This is a genomic window from Sagittula sp. P11, from assembly GCF_002814095.1.
In the GTDB taxonomy this organism is placed as follows: domain Bacteria; phylum Pseudomonadota; class Alphaproteobacteria; order Rhodobacterales; family Rhodobacteraceae; genus Sagittula.
In genome coordinates, this window is record NZ_CP021913.1 from 4,269,543 (window position 1) to 4,285,762 (window position 16,220).

A 16,220-nucleotide genomic window follows, 5' to 3' on the forward strand; every position below is an offset into this window, starting at 1 on the left:
CGGGGCGTCAACCGCAGAAAGCCCTGTGAGGGGGCATTTCGCGCAGATATTTTTCCATTTGTTGCGCCAGAGGGGGCGTTCTTGGAATTTTTGTCGCCGCCAAAGCGCGGGATTTGAGCGGAGATGCGCCGATATTCGATTGCGCGGGGCAGTTGTGCATCCTCGCAGGGGTCATCGGACGAAAGGTCTTGCAGGGGGCGTGGAGCCAAGGGTTTCAATGGTTTGCCGGGCGAAGGGCTGGCGCACCATGGGGTGTCGTGCCGATTCTGCAACATTTCTGCTCAAATTCGTGAGTTGATCGGATCAACGCTTTCCCGCACTGTCGAAGCAGGCGGCATCGAAGAGCGCCGAGCAGACCCGAGGGATTTTCAGCGATGACCCGTAACGTCTTCTTTCGTGATTTCACCCTGTGCAAGGCGGCGGCCCTGGTGGGGTTGATCGGTGCGGCACTGGTGTTGGGCGGCGTACCCAAGGCGGAGCCCGACATGGCCGGTGCGGCGGAAGCGAATGCGGTGCTGTTGGTTCCTGCGGTCCTGTCCGCTCCTGACCTCGGTTGCGATCCGCATGAGACTGGCGTCAACATCTGACGCAAGAACTACCCAAGGCACGTTACCTCTACCGGCTCCTTCGGGAGCCGGTTTTTTCTTGGCATCGGCATGTGGCTGAGGTGGCGCTGCGCGTCAGAAGTTGACGCTGGTGCCCTGCAGGACGCCGTGTTCCAGCGCGTAGCGGGTCAGGCCTGCGGTGGTGGCGATGCCCAGCTTGCGCTTGATGTTCTTGCGGTGGGTTTCCACCGTGCGCACGGAGATGTCGAGCGCCACGGCCACCTCCTTGTTGGACTTGCCCTGCGCCAGTTGCAGCAGGATCGTCTGTTCGCGGGTGGTCAGCGGGTCGCGCCCGCCGGTGTTGATCGGGGTCAGCGCGCCGGAGGCCCCGGTGCAGAGGTATCGCTCGCCCCGCATCACCGCGTCGATGGCATGCTTGATCTCGTCGGTGGGCACGTCCTTCAGCACGTAGCCCCGCGCGCCGTGGCTGAGCGCGGTCGAGATGTATTCCGGCGTGTCGTGCATCGAGAGAACGAGGATGCGGGTGTCGGGCGCACGTTCGAGGATCATCTCGGTCGCCGACAAACCGCCGAGGCCCGGCATGTTCAGGTCCATGAGGATCACGTCGGGGTCGAGCTCTTCCAGTCGGTCGATCATCGACTGCCCGTCCGACAGCGTCGCCACGACGGAAATGTCGTCGTAGCTGTCGAGGATGGCTTCGATGCCTTCGGCCACAAGTGGGTGGTCGTCGACGATGGTCACGCGCGTCGTCATCCTTTGGCCTTCCGTTTGGGCGCGCCTTCTTCCGGCGGCAGCAGATGGGAGAGGGGGACCTGTGCCTCTACCACGGTCCCGGTGCGCGAGGAAAGCACCCTGAGCGTTCCGCCGAGCTGATCCATCCGCTCCTGCATGTTTCTGAGGCCGATGCCCGTGGTGGGGCGGCTGCGGTCGCCCATGCCCTTTCCGTTGTCGACGACCCGCAGCGTGGCGCCGGAGCGGTGGCCGCGCAGGTCGATCGACACCTCGGTCGCGCCGGAATGGCGTTCGACGTTGGTCAGCGCCTCCTGCGCGATGCGGTAGAGCGCGATCTTGGCGTCCTGCGACAGGCGGTTGCGGAAGACCACGGTTTCGAACCGCGTGTCGATGCCGGTGCGGGTGCGGAAGTCGTCGGTCAGCGACTTGATCGCCGGGCCGAGGCCGAGGTCGTCCAGCACGCCGGGGCGCAGGTCGCGCGAGATGCGCCGCACCTCGGTGATCGCGCGAGAGAGGTTGTCGGCGCCCTTGGCCAGCGATTCCTCGGCGCGCGGATCGCCGGAGGACAGCCGGCGGCGGGCGATGTCGAGAGCGTATCTCACCCCCACGAGGATCTGGCTGATGCTGTCGTGCAGTTCACGCGCGACGCGGCCGCGTTCGTCCTCCTGCGCGTCGAGCACGCGCTGGGTCAGGTGCTTGAGCTTGGCGTCGGCCAGGCGGCGTTCGCGGATGTTGATGACGAGGCCGGAGATGAAGACCAGGAGCAGCGCCGAGAGGGTGATGGCGCCGATCCACTGGAAGGTGCGGTGAACGCGGTCCTCGACCTCTGCCCGGGCGGCGGCGACGGTCTGGAGCACGTCGTCGATGAAGACGCCGGTGCCCACCGCCCACCGCCATGACGGGAAGGAGGTGACATAGGTGATCATCCGCGCGTCCTCGCCCGTGGAGGGTTTGGGCCAGAGGTGTTCGACGTAGCCCGCGCCGGAGCGGGCGGTGTTGATGAACTCCTGCACCACGGGCGTGCCTTCGCTGTCGCGCATCTCCCACTGGTTGGTGTTGATCAGCTCCGTCTGGCGGGGCGAGACGAGGTTCAACCCGTCGTAGTCGTAGACGAAGAAGAAGCCCTCGTCGCCGTAGATCATCGCGGCGAGGATCTGCATGACCTGCCGCTTGGCGTCCTCGTCGTCGGGCGGGGCGGAGCCGTAGATGAAGTAGAAGCCGTTGCGGGCCTGCGTGACGTAGTTCCTCAGCTCGCGCTTCTTCGCCTCGATGAGCTGGGTCTCGAGGCCGCGGATCTCGCGGTCGGCCAGCGTGCGCGCCTGTTCCGCCACCAGAAGGGCTATGGCGGACACCGCGAGGATCAGCGGCAGCGAGGCCAGCAGGAAGAGCTTCTGACCGTAGGAGAGGCGGTGGCGTTTCATCAGGCCCATGGTGCAATGAAAGCAGAGCACGGGGCCGGGGAAAAGGGGCATCGGTCGCGCGGGCGGCCCGGAATGCGGCTTCCGGTCCGGGGCGCGGCGCACTAGCCTGCGGAAAAGACCGGCATGAGGGGCACGACATGGCAGGCGCATTGATCCGGGAGAACCGCAACTACCGGCTGCTGATCTCGGCCAGCGCGGTGTCGAACCTTGGCGACGGGATCGGCATGGTGGCGCTGCCCTGGCTCGCGACGCTGCTGACGCAGGACCCGGTGCTGATCGCCGCCGTCGCCACAGCGCAGCGCCTGCCGTGGACGCTGTTCGCGCTGCCGGCGGGGGTCTGGACCGACCGCTCCGACCGGCGGCTGATGATGGTGCGCGCCGACCTCGTGCGCGTGGTGCTGATGGGGCTGACGCTGGGCATGGTCCTGTCGCCGGTGCAGGAGGGCGGGATCTGGGCGCTGGTGCTGATCGCCTTCCTGTTCGGCACGGCGGAGGTGATCCGCGACAACGCCGCCCAGACGGTGCTGCCCTCCATCGTGCCGCATGATGCGCTGGAGCGGGCCAACGGCCAGATGTGGAGTGCCGAGCAGGTCACGGGGCAGTTCATCACGCCGCCGCTGGCCGGGCTGCTGATCGCCTCGTCCATCGCGCTGCCGTTCGGGGCGGATGCTTCCTTCTACGCCATTTCCGCCGCGCTGGTCTGGCTGATCGCGCTGCCGGCGCGGCCGGGCGGCGCCGCGGCGCGGTTCTGGCCCGCGCTGGTGGAGGGGCTGGCATGGATGCGCGCCAATCCGACGGTGCTGCGGCTGGCGGTGATGCTGGGCGTCATCAACGCGGTTTTCACCGGCGGCATGACGGTGCTGGTGCTTTATGCGCAGGAGGTGCTGGGGATGTCCTCGGCGGGTTACGGCCTGCTGCTGACGCTGGGTGCCTGCGGCGGCGTGCTGGGCGGGCTGACGGCGCCCCGCGTGGCGGCGCGGCTGGGGATGCGGGCGGCGCTGCTTGTGGCGCTGGTCCTCTTCGTGGCGGTGCACCTGATGCTGGGGCTTTTCGCGTCGCCCGTGGTGGCGGGGCTGGCGCTGTTCACCGAGGCGCTGGGGGGCATGTTGTGGAACGTGGTGACCGTCAGCTACCGCCAGCGGCTGATCCCGGATGCGCTCTTGGGGCGGGTGAATTCCGTCTACCGCTTCCTCGGCTGGGGCGCGATGCCGCTGGGGGCGATGGGGGCCGGGGCGCTGGTCTCGGTGCTGGAGCCGGACATGGGCCGGGCGGCGGCGCTGCACGCACCCTACCTGCTGGGCGCGGCGGTCAGTTCGGGTCTGCTGGTCTACGCCGTAGCGCGGCTGCGGTTCGACTGACCCGGGCGCCAACAGGACCAAGGTGACGCTGCCGGGCGGGTCATTGCCGTGGCAGGCCTTGTCGTGAAGGCGTTGTCGGGCTGGCGGTTCGGGCCGCTTGCCGGGACAGCCCGGCCGCCATCGGGGGAATGCGCGATGGCGGCCGGTGTGCCCCGCCGCAGGTTCTGGCTATGCAGGCGCTGCAGACAGGAAACCGCCGTTTCGTGAGTGGTGGCAGGGAAGGCATCCAGCGGTCCGGTCGTCGAGGGGGAGGGGAACTCTGGACGCGGGATGCGCTCCGGCGGCGGTTGTGGAGGGAGAGGTGAAATATGGCTGGCTGTTCAAGGGTTTCAAGGCAGCCTCCGCGGGCCGTAAAGGTATGGTTTGAATACATCAAATCGTAACACAGATTCGCGCATGAGTGAAGTTCACCGCCGCGAATAATTTACCATAGGTTGTATTCCGGGGGCAGGTTCACGTCACGAGCGGCATTTTCGGGTCATTTATCCGGCCCGTCTGCGCAGTAGTGGGTATTTCCAACCCAGGGAATCGTACCTAGTCTGCCTCCACTTTCAACGATCCGCGCAGAGTGGGGAGCCCTGCGCATCAAGAACAATCTGGGAGGATTTCAATGGATCGTCGTTCTTTTCTTCGCGCGTCCACCGTGGGCGCGGGCGCTGCAGCTGCGTCCACGCTGGCCGCTCCGGTCTATGCACAGGGCCAGCGCACGCTGACCATGGTGACGTCGTGGCCGCGCGGTTTCGCGGTTCTCGATGACGCGGCGCAGTACCTCGTGAAATTCGTCGGCGAGCTGTCCGACGGCAATCTGACCATCGACCTGAAGGCCCCGGGCGAGCTGGTGGGCGCGTTCGAAGTGTTCGACGCCGTGTCCTCGGGCCAGGCCGACATGTACCACGCCGCCGACTACTACTTCATCGGCCAGCACCCGGGCTTTGCCTATTACACGGCCGTGCCGTTCGGCGGTACCGCGCAGGAAATGGTGAACTGGTACTACCACGGCGGCGGCCAGGAGCTGCACGACGAACTGGGCATGATCTTCAACCTGAAGGGCCTGATGGCGGGCAACTCCGGTTCGCAGTCGGGCGGCTGGTTCCGCAACGAGATCAAGTCGGCCGACGACTTCAACGGCCTGAAGTTCCGCATGCCGGGCCTTGGCGGCCAGGTGTTGGGCAAGCTGGGCGCATCGGTTCAGAACATCCCGGGCGGCGAGTTGTACCAGGCTCTGTCCTCCGGTGCCCTCGACGGTCTGGAGTGGGTCGGCCCGCTGGCGGACGAGCGCGCGGGCTTCCAGGAAGTGGCGAAGATCTATTACACCGCCGGTTTCCACGAGCCGGGCTCCGCTCTGTCGGCGAACGTCAACCTCGACGTCTGGAACGACCTCAGCGACACCCACAAGGCGATCCTGAACTACGGCTCCATGGCGACCACGCACTACCAGCTGGCCGAGACGCTGGCCAACAACGGTGCGGCGCTGGCGCGTCTGCAGGCGCAGGGCGTGAAGACGCTGCAGTTTTCGGACGACGTGTGGGACGCCTTCGGCGCGGCGTCGAAGGAAGTCATGGACGAGAACATGAACGACGAGCTGTTCGCCAAGATCCGCAACTCCTTCGAGGAGAGCCTCGCGACCTCCGCAAGCTGGATCAACAAGTCGGACGGCTTCTACGTGCAGCAGCGCGTGCGCGTGCTGGGGCAGTAACCGAGACCGAACGGGTGACGGGGCCCCCTGCGGGGGGCTCCGTTTCCGCATCCGGGCGCTGCGCCTCGCGCGCCGCGCCCGTCGTGCCGCAGGCGGTCCGAAAGGGGCCGGCGGCCACCGGGACAATTGGGGGTCATCATGGACGAGACCGCGGCAGGCGGCGGGATTCTGAGCGGGATCGGTTGGGTCCTGCAGAACATCGCCATGTCTTTCTACAACCTTGGCTACGCCATCACCCATCCGGCGAGCTGGCTGGACTGGAGCGATCAGACGGCCATCATGCGCTTCATCTACTACGGCGCCTCGGTGGAGCTGTGGTTCATCGTCGTCACCTTCTTCCTCGTGCTCTTCGCGATCGGCCTGTGGAAGCGGTCCTTCCTGTGGGGCGTGGTGATCGGGCTTGAGTTCTTCGGCAACTGGGTCGGGCGCTTCTTCGCCTGGGCGGGCCTCCTGATGGTCCTGCAACAGGTGATCATCGTCTTCATCCAGCGCATATTCGCGCGCCCCGACATCGTCGTGGGCTTCGGCATCCCCATCGGGTTCGACATCTCGTGGTGGGCGGAAGAGCTGAAGCTTTACAACGCGATGGTGGTGGCGCTGTGCCTTGCCTACACCTTCATCCAGGGCGGCCACGTTCGGGTCGACCTCGTCTATTCCGCGGTCAGCTTCCGCACCAAGCGGATCATCGACATGGCGGGGTCGCTGTTCTTCATGATCCCCATGGCGACGCTGATCTGGCTGTATACCTGGTACTTCCAGTGGCGGTCGCTGATCGTGCCGCCGGTCAATCCCACCGATCCGCTGGACCGGCTGGAGATGAAGGCCCGCGCGCTGCGCTGGAACGTGGAGACCATCGGGTTCAGCCCCAACGGCTTCACCGCCTACTTCCTGTTCAAGATCCTGATGGTCATCATGGTCGGCATGATCTTCATCCAGGCATGGACCTTCTTCTTCCGCTCGTACCTCGAGTTCGTCGAAGGAGAGGAGTCGGAGGGCAAGTACCTCGACAGGGACAAGGTGGAAACGGGCGAAGAAGCCTACGACCACGCCGAATTCTGAAGGATCGAACACCATGCTATTCGGACTTGATGGCGTCGAGATCGGACTGATCATCGTCTTTCTGACGCTCTTTGCCGCGATCCTTTCGGGCTTTCCGGTGGCGTTTGCCATCGGTGGCGCAGGGGTCATTTCCTTCGGGATCATCGCCGCGCTCGACAGTGCCGGGATCCTGATCCACCAGGCGATGGACACGTCCTCGCAGCAGTACCGGGATCTGGTCGCCTCCGGCGTCAACCCGTCGAACATATCGATCTTCCGATACCCCGAACTGCCAAGGGTGCCGACGGAGTCGATCTTCCCCGCCGGCGGCTGGGAAGAGGGCCTGAAGCGCACCGTCGCGGGCATCACCAACCGCATCAACGAACGCGTCATCGCGGGCCAGTCCATCGAGACGCTGCTGGCGGTGCTGATGTTCGTGCTGATGGGGATCGTGCTGGAACGCTCGAAGATCGCCAACGACCTGCTGACCACCATGGCGCGCGTCTTCGGCCCGCTTCCGGGCGGTCTGGCGGTGTCCATCGTCGTGGTGGGCGCGTTCCTTGCCGCATCGACCGGTATCGTCGGCGCGACAGTGGTCACAATGGGCCTGCTCGCCCTGCCGACCATGCTGCGCAACAACTACTCGCCGGAACTGGCGACGGGGGTGATCGCGGCGTCGGGTACGCTGGGTCAGATCATTCCGCCGTCCATCGTCATCGTCCTTCTCGGCACGCTGGCGGGCGACCTTTACGCCACGGCGCAGGACGCCCGGGCGCAGGCGGCGGGCTGTACCGACGCGCTGACCTTCCTCGGCAAGCCGGCGGTGGTCTCCGTCGGCACGCTGTTCCAGGCGGCGCTGCTGCCGGGCATCCTTCTGGCGTTCCTCTATGCCGCCTATGCCTTCGGCTACGCGATGCTGAAACCGCACAAGGCGCCGCCGGTCATGGCCGAGGACAGCCACAACGAGCCGGTCACGCGCGGCGAGGCCTTTACCTGGTACCTCGGGGTTCCAATTCTGCTGGTCGCGGGCACCATGGTGCTGGCGCAGCTCAACATCGTCGGCAGCCAGTCGTTCACGGTCAACAGCTTCTCCGACACCGCAGCGACCGCGTCCTTGCGGACCAACGTGAGCGATGCCTGCAAGACCTCGATGATCGAGCTGCACGGGCAGGAGGCCTGGGACCGCGCGGTGGCCGAGCAGACGGCCATCGACGAAGCCGGCGGAATCCAGGAAAGCGTCCGGCGCTCCCCGGAAGAGATCGCGTCGATCCGGGCCGGGATGATTTCGGACGCGGCCCCGATCGGTGTGGGCATCGCCACGCTGGCGGTGATCTTCGGCCTGATCCTCGCGGTGGCGCGCGGCGTGTCGCCGTCCTCCGATCCGCGCCCGTTGCAGATCGGCGCCTTCGGCATCGTGCTGGGCCTGCTGGTGGACTGGCTGCTGCTGCGGCCGACCACCTCGGCGGGCATGACGGTGGTGCTGATGGCGATCCCATGGGCGATCACCATGTTCGGCGTCGCCTATGGCTTCAGGCTGCTGTCGAAGAACGAGCTCCTGCGCGTGGTCTTCCCGCCGCTGGTGCTGATCGTGGCGGTGCTGGGGTCGATCCTCGGCGGCATCACCAACCCGACGCCCGCCGCGGCGCTCGGGGCGGCCGGTGCCATCATGCTGGCGGCCTACCGCAAGCTGGGCGACCAGGGCCGCAGTCCGAAGGTCATCATCTGGACCACGCTGGCCGTGATCGGGATGATCCTGATGGGGATGAACTTCGACCTGCGCATCAACACGGAAACCGTCAGCATCGAAACGTGGGTCGCCTTCGTCTTTACCTACATCCTGTGGCTCTACGCGCTGTTCGGCTTGCTGTTCTCGTGCTGGGTGCTGTTCACTTCCGGCGTGCTGACGCCGGCGGTGCGGGAGACGGCCAAGGTGACGTCGATGGTCTTCACCATCCTCATCGCCTCGCAGCTTCTGAACCTCGTGGTGATCTCCTTCGGGGGCGAGCATTACATCCAGGAGTTCCTCAAGAGCTTCGACGATGTGCGCACGGTGTTCATCATCGTGATGCTGGTGCTCTTCGTGCTGGGCTTCGTGCTCGACTTCCTCGAGATCATCTACATCGTGGTGCCGATCGTCGGCCCGGTGATCTACGGCGCGCATTTCGATCCGAAGTGGGTGACGATCATGATCGCGGTGAACCTGCAGACCTCTTTCCTGACACCGCCCTTCGGCTTTGCACTGTTCTACCTGCGCGGCGTGGCGCCGAAGGAGGTCACCACCGGTCATATCTACCGCGGCGTGATCCCCTTCGTGATCATTCAGGTTGTGGGCCTGCTGCTGCTGGCGGTCTTCCCGGGCGTGGTCACCATCGTTCCGGCGCTGCTGGGCAGCGGCTGACCTGAACCGGGATGACCCGTGAAACAGGCGCCCCCGCGGATCACCGCGGGGGCGTTTTCGTTGCGGCGGGCAAATGAGGGCGCCGCGCCACATCTGCCACATTCTTTTAGGTTGAGTTTAAGTTCGCCATAAAATTGTATGATTGTGTGCGCTATGTTTTCCCAATCGGGTGCCACGCTGGCATCGTTCCGGGCGCAGACCCGGGCGGAAGACAATAAGACGAGGATACGATCATGTACGCATCACGCATCGCAGGCACGGGGCGGAGACAGGCACGCCCGGCAAAGGGCCCGCAGGAGAGCCGCGGCCCGGTCCGCGCGTACGGACTGACCGGCCCGGTGCACCGCCGGGGCAGCACGCGCCACGACAGGCACCTGATGGAGATGGACGACCCGGCGGCATGGCTGATGGAGCCCGCGACCGAGTTCCACGCGGTGGCCCGGCGCGCGGCGCGCGGGGTGTTCCTGCTGGCGGTGGGTCTTCTGATGACACCGGCGGTCCCGGCGTTCCTCGGCTGAGGGTTCAGCCGCGCCCGTCGGGGAAGGAGATGTTGGCGACCTGTTCGGCGATGGGATCGGTGGACAGGGGATGCGTCTCTGCCTCGTAGGCGGTGGGGTCGGTCAACCGCTCCCAGCGGCCCTGGCGGTAGATCTCCAGCGCGTCGAACTGCGCCTTGTAGCCCATCTTGTCGGACCCCGGCACCCAGTAGCCCAGATAGACATAGGGCAGCCCGGCCTCGCGCGCGATGTCGATGTGGTCGAGGATCATCCACGTCCCGAGAGAGTTCTTCGCCTGCGATGGCTCGTAGAACGAATAGACCATGCTCAGCCCGTCATCGAGCATGTCGGTCAGGCAGGTGGCGATCAGGTCGCCCGTCTCGCCGTCGAGGTATTCGATCACGCGCGAGCGGATCGGCGTCTCTTCGATCATGGCGGCGAATTCGAACACATCCATGTCGGCCATGCCGCCCTGCGCATGCCGCTCGTCGAGGTAGCGGCGGAACAGGTCGTACTGGTCTTCGGTGGCCCAGGGGCTGGTCGCGCGGCGTTCGAGGTGGGCGTTGCGCTTCAGCGTGCGCTTCTGCGAGCGGGACGGCTTGAAGTTCTGCACGTCGATGCGCGCCGACAGGCAGGCCGCGCAGTCGGAGCAGGACGGCCGGTAGAGCACGTTCTGCGAGCGGCGGAACCCCTGTTTCGACAGCGAGTCGTTCAGTTTCTGCGATCCTTCGCCCTGCAGCGCGGTAAAGAGCTTACGCTCCATCCGGCCCTCGAGATAAGGGCAGGGCTGCGGAGCGGTGACATAGAATTGCGGTGCAAGCGGCAGCGAGTGGCGCATGGTGGTGCCATTACTCCGGGATGTTTAACGAAACGGTAACAACGATCATGCCGCCCGCCAACCCCCACTTATGGGCAGGAAGGCATTAGGACAATCTTTACTGATCAATTGGTTAACTGAAGGTTAATTGGTTCGGTTCCCGGGAAGGCGGCGCAAAAGTGATTCTTCCGGACCCCTTCTGCGAGGGGTCCGGAAGCTGCGGGTCACGCCCGGCGGTTGAGGGCAACGGTGCCCAGCACCATGTCGGTCAGGCCCTGGCCGCGTTCGGAGGTCGCCATCAGCACGACCGAGACCACCTGGATGATGAAGGTCGACATGCTGATCGTGTAGCCCAGGACGTGCAGGAAAGCCTGTCCGCCGTCCAGCCGTTCGCCCCATGCGTTGCGGAACTCGATCGCCATGAGGCGCATGCCCCATGTGGCGGAGCCGCCCGCCAGCGTCATCCAGCGGTAGAGGAAACCCACCGCGAGGAAGATCAGCGGCATCATGAACAGGCCGACGATAGTCACGGTGGAGATCACGAGGGTCACGAGCGCGATCAGCACCACGTCGACGATCCAGGCGAGGAAACGCTTCACCAGAACCCCGTCGTAGAAACCGGCCTGACGCTCCGGGTCGGGCAGGTGGGACATCGGTTCGGTGTACATGCGGGGCTCCTGTAGGGTGAGATCTGTCATCAGTTTACCAGCGGTGGGGACGGGACAAAAGGGAAGCGCCCTCGGGGGCGCTTCCGGATGGCTGCGGGGGACGCTCAGGCGTCTTCGTCAACCGTCTTGGCGGACTCGGCGGCGCGCTTCTCGCGGTCGTTCATGAACTGGTCGAACTCCGCCTTGTCCTTGGCTTCGCGCAGACGCTCGAGGAAGGATTCGAAGGCTTCCTGTTCCTGTTCCAGCCGGCGCAGGGTTTCCTGCTTGTAGGCGTCGAAAGCCATGTTGCCCGAGGGCTTCATTGCCGCCCACGCGGTGTGGCGGTGGGATTGGAAGTGCTGTTTGCGCTGTGCGCATCCTTTGCCGAACATGCGTTTGCTCCAGATCATGTAGGCCAGAAGGCCGAGGCCCACGGGCCAGAAGAAGATGAATCCGAGGACCATGGCCGCGATCCAGGCGCCTTTGCCCTTGTGATCGAGCCACGCCTCGGCCCGGGTCAGCCAGCCTGCGTTGGCGGGCAGATGGGTCGTTTGGTAAGCGGCGGTGGTCATGTCTCTCTCCGTTTGGAAGTGAATGTGAATGTCTTTCACATGACATGAGATCGGGATTGCCGGGCGGCTTATCAAGAGGCGATGTGAAGGTTTTTTACATTTTGGCGCGGAATTTGCGGGGTGATGTGTGGGTGGTAAGTAAAAACAATGGGTTGTGGTGCGTACTGGTGTGATTTTTGGGGTTTTGCCATGGTCTTTTGGCATGCAGAAGCCCGCGCCGGACGCGGTTTTCCGGCGGTTTTCGGGGGGTCGAGGACCGGAAAAACCCGCCCGGCTGGCCGCCGCAGGGCGTTCCGTACGCGCCTCAGAGCGTGAAGTCGGCGGTCTCCGCCCCGGTCAGGCCGGGCAGGCGTCTTGGGTCAATTGGGAAGACGTGGCGCGGTGTGCCGGCTGCTGCCCAGACCTCCTCGAACGCCAGAAGGCGCGGGTCGAGCCAGGCGCGGATCGGGTTCAGGTGGCCGATGGGGGCGACGCCGCCGATGGCAAAGCCGGTCTGGGACCGGATCAGCCCGGCGTCCGCCTTGCCCAGCGGTTCGCCCGCCAGCGCCGTCGCCTTGTCGGCGCAGACCCGGTTGCCGCCCGCGGTCAGGAAAAGCACCGCCTCGCCCGAGGTCTCGGCCCGGAAGATGATCGACTTGGCGATCTGGTCCACGTGCACGCCGACGCTGTCGGCGGCTTCCTGCGCGGTGCGGGCCTGTCCGACCTCGCGGATGTCGGGGCTGAGGCCTGCCGCCTCGATGGCGGCGCGGACACGTTTGAGGCTCTTGCTCATTCACGGCTCCGTGGGAAAGAGGTGGGTGGCCGCGCGGGTGAGGCGGGTCTCGAAGCGGTTCAGTCGGGCGGGCGTGACCTTCTCGGCCCCGTTGAGGGCGAGAAAGCGGAACCGGGCCTTCGGCGCGCAGGGTTTGAACACCCCGTATTTCAGCGCGCGATACACCGGGCGGCGGGCCACGAGGCGGTCGTACCACGCGGGCGCGCCCATGGTGGTGACCGCCAGCACGGACTTCAGGCAGGGCAGGCCGGGATGCAGCGTGCCCTGTTCCGGGTCGTGGGAATAGGCCACGCCGGGCAGGAAGGTCCGGTCGATCCAGCCCTTGAGGATCGCAGGCAGGCCGAACCACCATGTCGGAAAGACGAGGACCATGCCGTCGAAGGTCTTCAGCCCGGTCTCGTCCTCGAAGGGCGTGCTGTAATAGGCGCGCCGCTCGTCGGCGGTCAGGGCGGGTGCGAACCCTTCGGCATAGAGGTCGCGCAACGTGACATCGTGCCCGCGCCCTGTCAGATCGCGCGACAGGCGGTCGGCGAAGCGGTGGCTGAGGCTGTCCTTCAGCGGGTGGGCTATGACCATGAGCAGGCGCATGGCCGTCTTGTCTCAGAGCGCGCAGGGCTTGCCAAGCCGCTGATGTCATGAGCATCTGCCAGACATGACGCTGGAAAGCCGCATCACCCGCCTGCCACGCCCCTTCGATCCCGAGAAGGGAGAGGAAACCCTGTCGAGCGCCCCCTGGGCCAGCGGCGCCGTTGCCGACCTGCTGCGCGGCACCGGCGGCTCGTCACCCTATCTCAAGGGGCTGATCGCGCGAGAGAGCGACTGGCTCGAAGAGGCGGCGGGCGACATGGAGGCGGCGCTGGCGGCGGTACACGCCGGTCTGCGCGAGGTGGCGCCCGATACGCTCGGCAGCGCGCTCAGGCAGGCGAAGCGCCGGATCGCCCTGCTGACCGCACTCTGCGACCTTGCCGGCGCGTGGGAGCTGGAGGACGTCACCGGCGCGCTGAGCGATTTCGCCGACCTGGCGGTCACGCTGGCGCTGCAGGCGGCCGTGGGTCACGAGATCCGGCGCGGCAAGCTGCCCGGCATGAGCGCCGACGATGTGGAGACGGCGGGGGGCGCGGCGGTGCTGGCCATGGGCAAGATGGGCGCGGGAGAGCTGAACTATTCTTCCGACATCGACCTGATCTGCCTCTTCGACGAAACCCGCTACGATCCCGACGACTACTTCGAGGCGCGCTCGGCCCTCGTGCGCGCCACGCGCAAGATGTCGTCGATGCTGAACGATCCCACGGGCGAGGGGTATGTCTTCCGCACCGACCTGCGGCTGAGGCCCGACCCCTCGGTGACGCCGGTCATCATGGCGATGGAAGCGGCGGAGCGGTATTACGAGAGCTTCGGGCGCACCTGGGAACGCGCGGCCTATATCAAGGCGCGGCCCTCGGCGGGGGACATCCCGGCGGCGGAGCGGTTCCTGGCTGCGCTGAAACCCTTCGTCTGGCGCAAGCATCTCGACTTTGCGGCGATCCAGGACGCGCATGACATGCGGCTGCGCATCCGGTCGCACAAGCGGCTGCACGGGCCGGTGACGCTGGCCGGGCACAACATGAAGCTGGGGCGCGGCGGCATCCGCGAGATCGAGTTCTTCACCCAGACGCGCCAGCTGATCGCCGGCGGCCGCGACCGGGACCTTCGGGTGCGCGGCACGGTGGAGGGGCTGCGGGCGCTGACCGCCAAGGGTTGGGTGCCGGAGGATGTCTCGGAAAAGCTGGTCTGCCACTACCGTGCGCACCGCGAGGTGGAACACCGCATCCAGATGGTCAACGACACCCAGACCCACGACATGCCGACCAGCGAGGAGGGGCTGAACCGCATCGCCTGCCTCATGGGCTGCGACCTGGCCGACCTGGAGACAAAGATCGTCGACCGCCTGACAGAGGTGCATTCCCTGACGGAGGGCTTCTTCGCCCCCGACTCGTCTGCCCCCTGTGCCGAACCGGAGGTCTTCGAGGACAGCGACCTGCCGCGCCGCTGGTCGACCTATCCCTGCCTGCGCTCGGAACGCGCCCAGCAACTGTGGCAGCGCGTGCGGCCGGAGATCCTGCGCCGCCTCGCCGCCACCGCCCGGCCCGAAGAGGCGCTGGCCGCCTTCGACGGTTTCCTGAAAGGGCTGCCCGCGGGCGTGCAGTTGTTCGCGCTGTTCGAGGCCAATCCGCAGCTCGCCGACCTGCTGGTGGACATCGTCGGCACCTCGCCCGACCTTGCCGTCTACCTCGCGCGCAACGCGTCCGTGCTGGACGCGGTCATCGCCGGGGATTTCTGGAGCCAGTGGCCCGGACGGACCCGGCTGGCAGAAGAGCTGTCGCGCGTGCTGGAGGCCGAACCGGACTACGAACGGCGCCTCGACCTCGCGCGCCGCTGGGCCAAGGAATGGCACTTCCGCGCGGGCGTGCACCTCCTGCGCGGGATGATGGCGCCGGAGGAGGCGGGCCGCGCCTATGCCGACCTTGCCGAAGCCGTGCTGGCGGCAATCTGGCCGGTGGTGCAGGAGGAATTCGCGCTGAAACACGGCGCGCCGCCGGGACGCGGTGCCGTGGTGCTGGGGATGGGCTCGCTCGGGGCTGGGCGGCTGCACGCGCGCTCCGACCTCGACCTTATCGTGATCTACGATCCGCAGGACGTCGAGAGCTCGGACGGCCGCCGGCCGCTGCCCTCGCGCACCTATTACGCGCGGCTGACGCAGGCGCTGGTGACGGCGATGACCGCGCGCATGTCCGAGGGGCGGCTCTATGAGGTCGACATGCGGCTCCGTCCCTCCGGCAACCAGGGGCCGGTGGCGACCTCCTGGGCGTCTTTCCAGCGTTACCAGCAGGAAGAGGCCTGGACCTGGGAGCACCTCGCGCTGACCCGTGCGCGGGTGATCGCAGGCCCGCGCGGCTTCGCCGACGACGTGGAGGCCTTCCGGCTGGACCTGCTGGCCGAGCCGCGCGACCGCACGAAAGTGCTGTCGGAGGTGGCCAGCATGCTGCGCCGGATCGAGGCGGCAAAGGGCGGCTCCGGCCCGTGGGACGCCAAGATCGGCCCGGGCCGGATGCAGGAGATCGAACTGATCGGGCAGGCGGCGGCGCTGACCGCCGGGAAGCCGGTGCGCCAGACGCCAAGGGCGCTGCGGGCGGCGGACTGGCTCGACAGCGGCCCGCTGGTGGCGGCCTACGAACTCGCCTGGTCGTTGCAGATCGGCGCGCGGCTGGTCAGCGACAAGCCGCTCGACCCCGACACGCTGGGTGCGGGCGGCTGCGCCTTCCTGCTGCGGCTGACCGGGCACGAGACCCTCGACGCGCTGCGCGAGGAACTGGATACGCGCACCGCGCGCGCCGCGGGCATCATCCGGGCGGTCCTGCCCGAAGGAGAAGAGACATGAACGACGCGGACCCCAAGGGGCTGATCCGGGAAGCCTACCGGATCGAGGGCATCACGATCGAGGAAAGCCGCTCGATCTTCTTCGACTGGGCGCTGTCGCTGCCGGTCGACACCGAGACAAGCACGCTGATCGCCGCGCTGCTGGAGGAGTACGGCCAGGAGGGCCACCCGATGACGGAAGTCCTGCGCGAAGGCCAGCACGGCATGGCCGCGCCGAAGCGGCGCGGCGGATGGCGTTCGCGCCCGCGCAACTGATCGCGGGTCTCCCCTTCATCTTGGCAGAAATACC

15 protein-coding genes are annotated in these 16,220 nt (G+C 66.5%); 8 read left to right on the plus strand and 7 right to left on the minus strand.

Annotated features, from left to right (window positions below; genetic code table 11):
- The first annotated feature begins 374 nt into the window (after positions 1-374).
- On the plus strand, positions 375-587 hold the full coding sequence (locus CDO87_RS20560) for a hypothetical protein (protein WP_100930510.1): 213 nt from the start codon (positions 375-377) through the stop codon (positions 585-587).
- 93 nt (positions 588-680) lie between these two features.
- Here CDO87_RS20560 and CDO87_RS20565 read toward each other — a convergent pair whose 3' ends face one another.
- A complete protein-coding gene (locus CDO87_RS20565; RefSeq protein WP_100930511.1) occupies positions 681-1,319 on the minus strand; it encodes a response regulator transcription factor in 639 nt (212 codons plus the stop codon).
- Positions 1,316-2,728 carry a cache domain-containing protein gene (locus tag CDO87_RS20570; RefSeq protein ID WP_100931059.1) on the minus strand — a complete coding sequence of 471 codons (1,413 nt, stop codon included), beginning with the start codon at positions 2,726-2,728 and terminating at the stop codon, positions 1,316-1,318. The genes CDO87_RS20565 and CDO87_RS20570 overlap by 4 nt, the downstream gene beginning before the upstream one ends.
- 128 nt (positions 2,729-2,856) lie before the next feature.
- Here CDO87_RS20570 and CDO87_RS20575 point away from each other — a divergent pair, with 128 nt between their 5' ends.
- The 5 genes from CDO87_RS20575 (at position 2,857) to CDO87_RS20595 (ending at position 9,727) form a co-directional block, all read left to right on the plus strand.
- Positions 2,857-4,077, plus strand: coding sequence for an MFS transporter (locus CDO87_RS20575; protein ID WP_100930512.1), 1,221 nt, complete (start codon positions 2,857-2,859; stop codon positions 4,075-4,077).
- A gap of 610 nt (positions 4,078-4,687) precedes the next feature.
- A complete protein-coding gene (locus CDO87_RS20580; RefSeq protein WP_100930513.1) occupies positions 4,688-5,773 on the plus strand; it encodes a TRAP transporter substrate-binding protein in 1,086 nt (361 codons plus the stop codon).
- Positions 5,774-5,911: 138 nt separating this feature from the next.
- Complete coding sequence (locus tag CDO87_RS20585; protein ID WP_100930514.1) at positions 5,912-6,832, plus strand: TRAP transporter small permease subunit; 921 nt, start codon at positions 5,912-5,914, stop codon at positions 6,830-6,832.
- Positions 6,833-6,845: 13 nt separating this feature from the next.
- On the plus strand, positions 6,846-9,209 hold the full coding sequence (locus CDO87_RS20590; protein WP_100930515.1) for a TRAP transporter large permease subunit: 2,364 nt from the start codon (positions 6,846-6,848) through the stop codon (positions 9,207-9,209).
- A 233-nt stretch (positions 9,210-9,442) separates the two neighbouring features.
- Positions 9,443-9,727, plus strand: a complete 285-nt coding sequence (locus tag CDO87_RS20595) for a hypothetical protein (protein ID WP_100930516.1) — start codon at positions 9,443-9,445, stop codon at positions 9,725-9,727.
- A 4-nt stretch (positions 9,728-9,731) separates the two neighbouring features.
- Here CDO87_RS20595 and CDO87_RS20600 read toward each other — a convergent pair whose 3' ends face one another.
- The 5 genes from CDO87_RS20600 to CDO87_RS20620 all read right to left on the minus strand — a co-directional run bounded on the left by CDO87_RS20600 (position 9,732) and on the right by CDO87_RS20620 (position 13,102).
- Positions 9,732-10,544, minus strand: coding sequence for an arginyltransferase (locus tag CDO87_RS20600; protein WP_100930517.1), 813 nt, complete (start codon positions 10,542-10,544; stop codon positions 9,732-9,734).
- A gap of 203 nt (positions 10,545-10,747) precedes the next feature.
- Entirely contained in the window at positions 10,748-11,191 is a 444-nt protein-coding gene (locus tag CDO87_RS20605) for an RDD family protein (protein ID WP_198521771.1), read from the minus strand.
- A 104-nt stretch (positions 11,192-11,295) separates the two neighbouring features.
- Positions 11,296-11,742 (minus strand): DUF2852 domain-containing protein, encoded by a 447-nt coding sequence (locus CDO87_RS20610; protein ID WP_100930518.1) that lies wholly within the window; start codon positions 11,740-11,742, stop codon positions 11,296-11,298.
- A gap of 304 nt (positions 11,743-12,046) precedes the next feature.
- The gene (locus CDO87_RS20615; protein WP_100930519.1) at positions 12,047-12,514 is read right to left on the minus strand and encodes a YbaK/EbsC family protein; all 468 of its coding nucleotides are present in this window, start codon (positions 12,512-12,514) and stop codon (positions 12,047-12,049) included.
- The gene (locus tag CDO87_RS20620) at positions 12,515-13,102 is read right to left on the minus strand and encodes an NAD(P)H-dependent oxidoreductase (protein WP_100930520.1); all 588 of its coding nucleotides are present in this window, start codon (positions 13,100-13,102) and stop codon (positions 12,515-12,517) included.
- A gap of 64 nt (positions 13,103-13,166) precedes the next feature.
- On the opposite strand from CDO87_RS20620, the gene CDO87_RS20625 reads away from it, so the two are divergent.
- Together CDO87_RS20625 and CDO87_RS20630 are read left to right on the plus strand one after the other, a co-directional pair.
- On the plus strand, positions 13,167-15,932 hold the full coding sequence (locus CDO87_RS20625; protein WP_100930521.1) for a glutamine-synthetase adenylyltransferase: 2,766 nt from the start codon (positions 13,167-13,169) through the stop codon (positions 15,930-15,932).
- The gene (locus CDO87_RS20630) at positions 15,929-16,186 is read left to right on the plus strand and encodes a hypothetical protein (RefSeq protein ID WP_100930522.1); all 258 of its coding nucleotides are present in this window, start codon (positions 15,929-15,931) and stop codon (positions 16,184-16,186) included. The genes CDO87_RS20625 and CDO87_RS20630 overlap by 4 nt, the downstream gene beginning before the upstream one ends.
- The last annotated feature ends 34 nt before the right edge of the window (positions 16,187-16,220 follow it).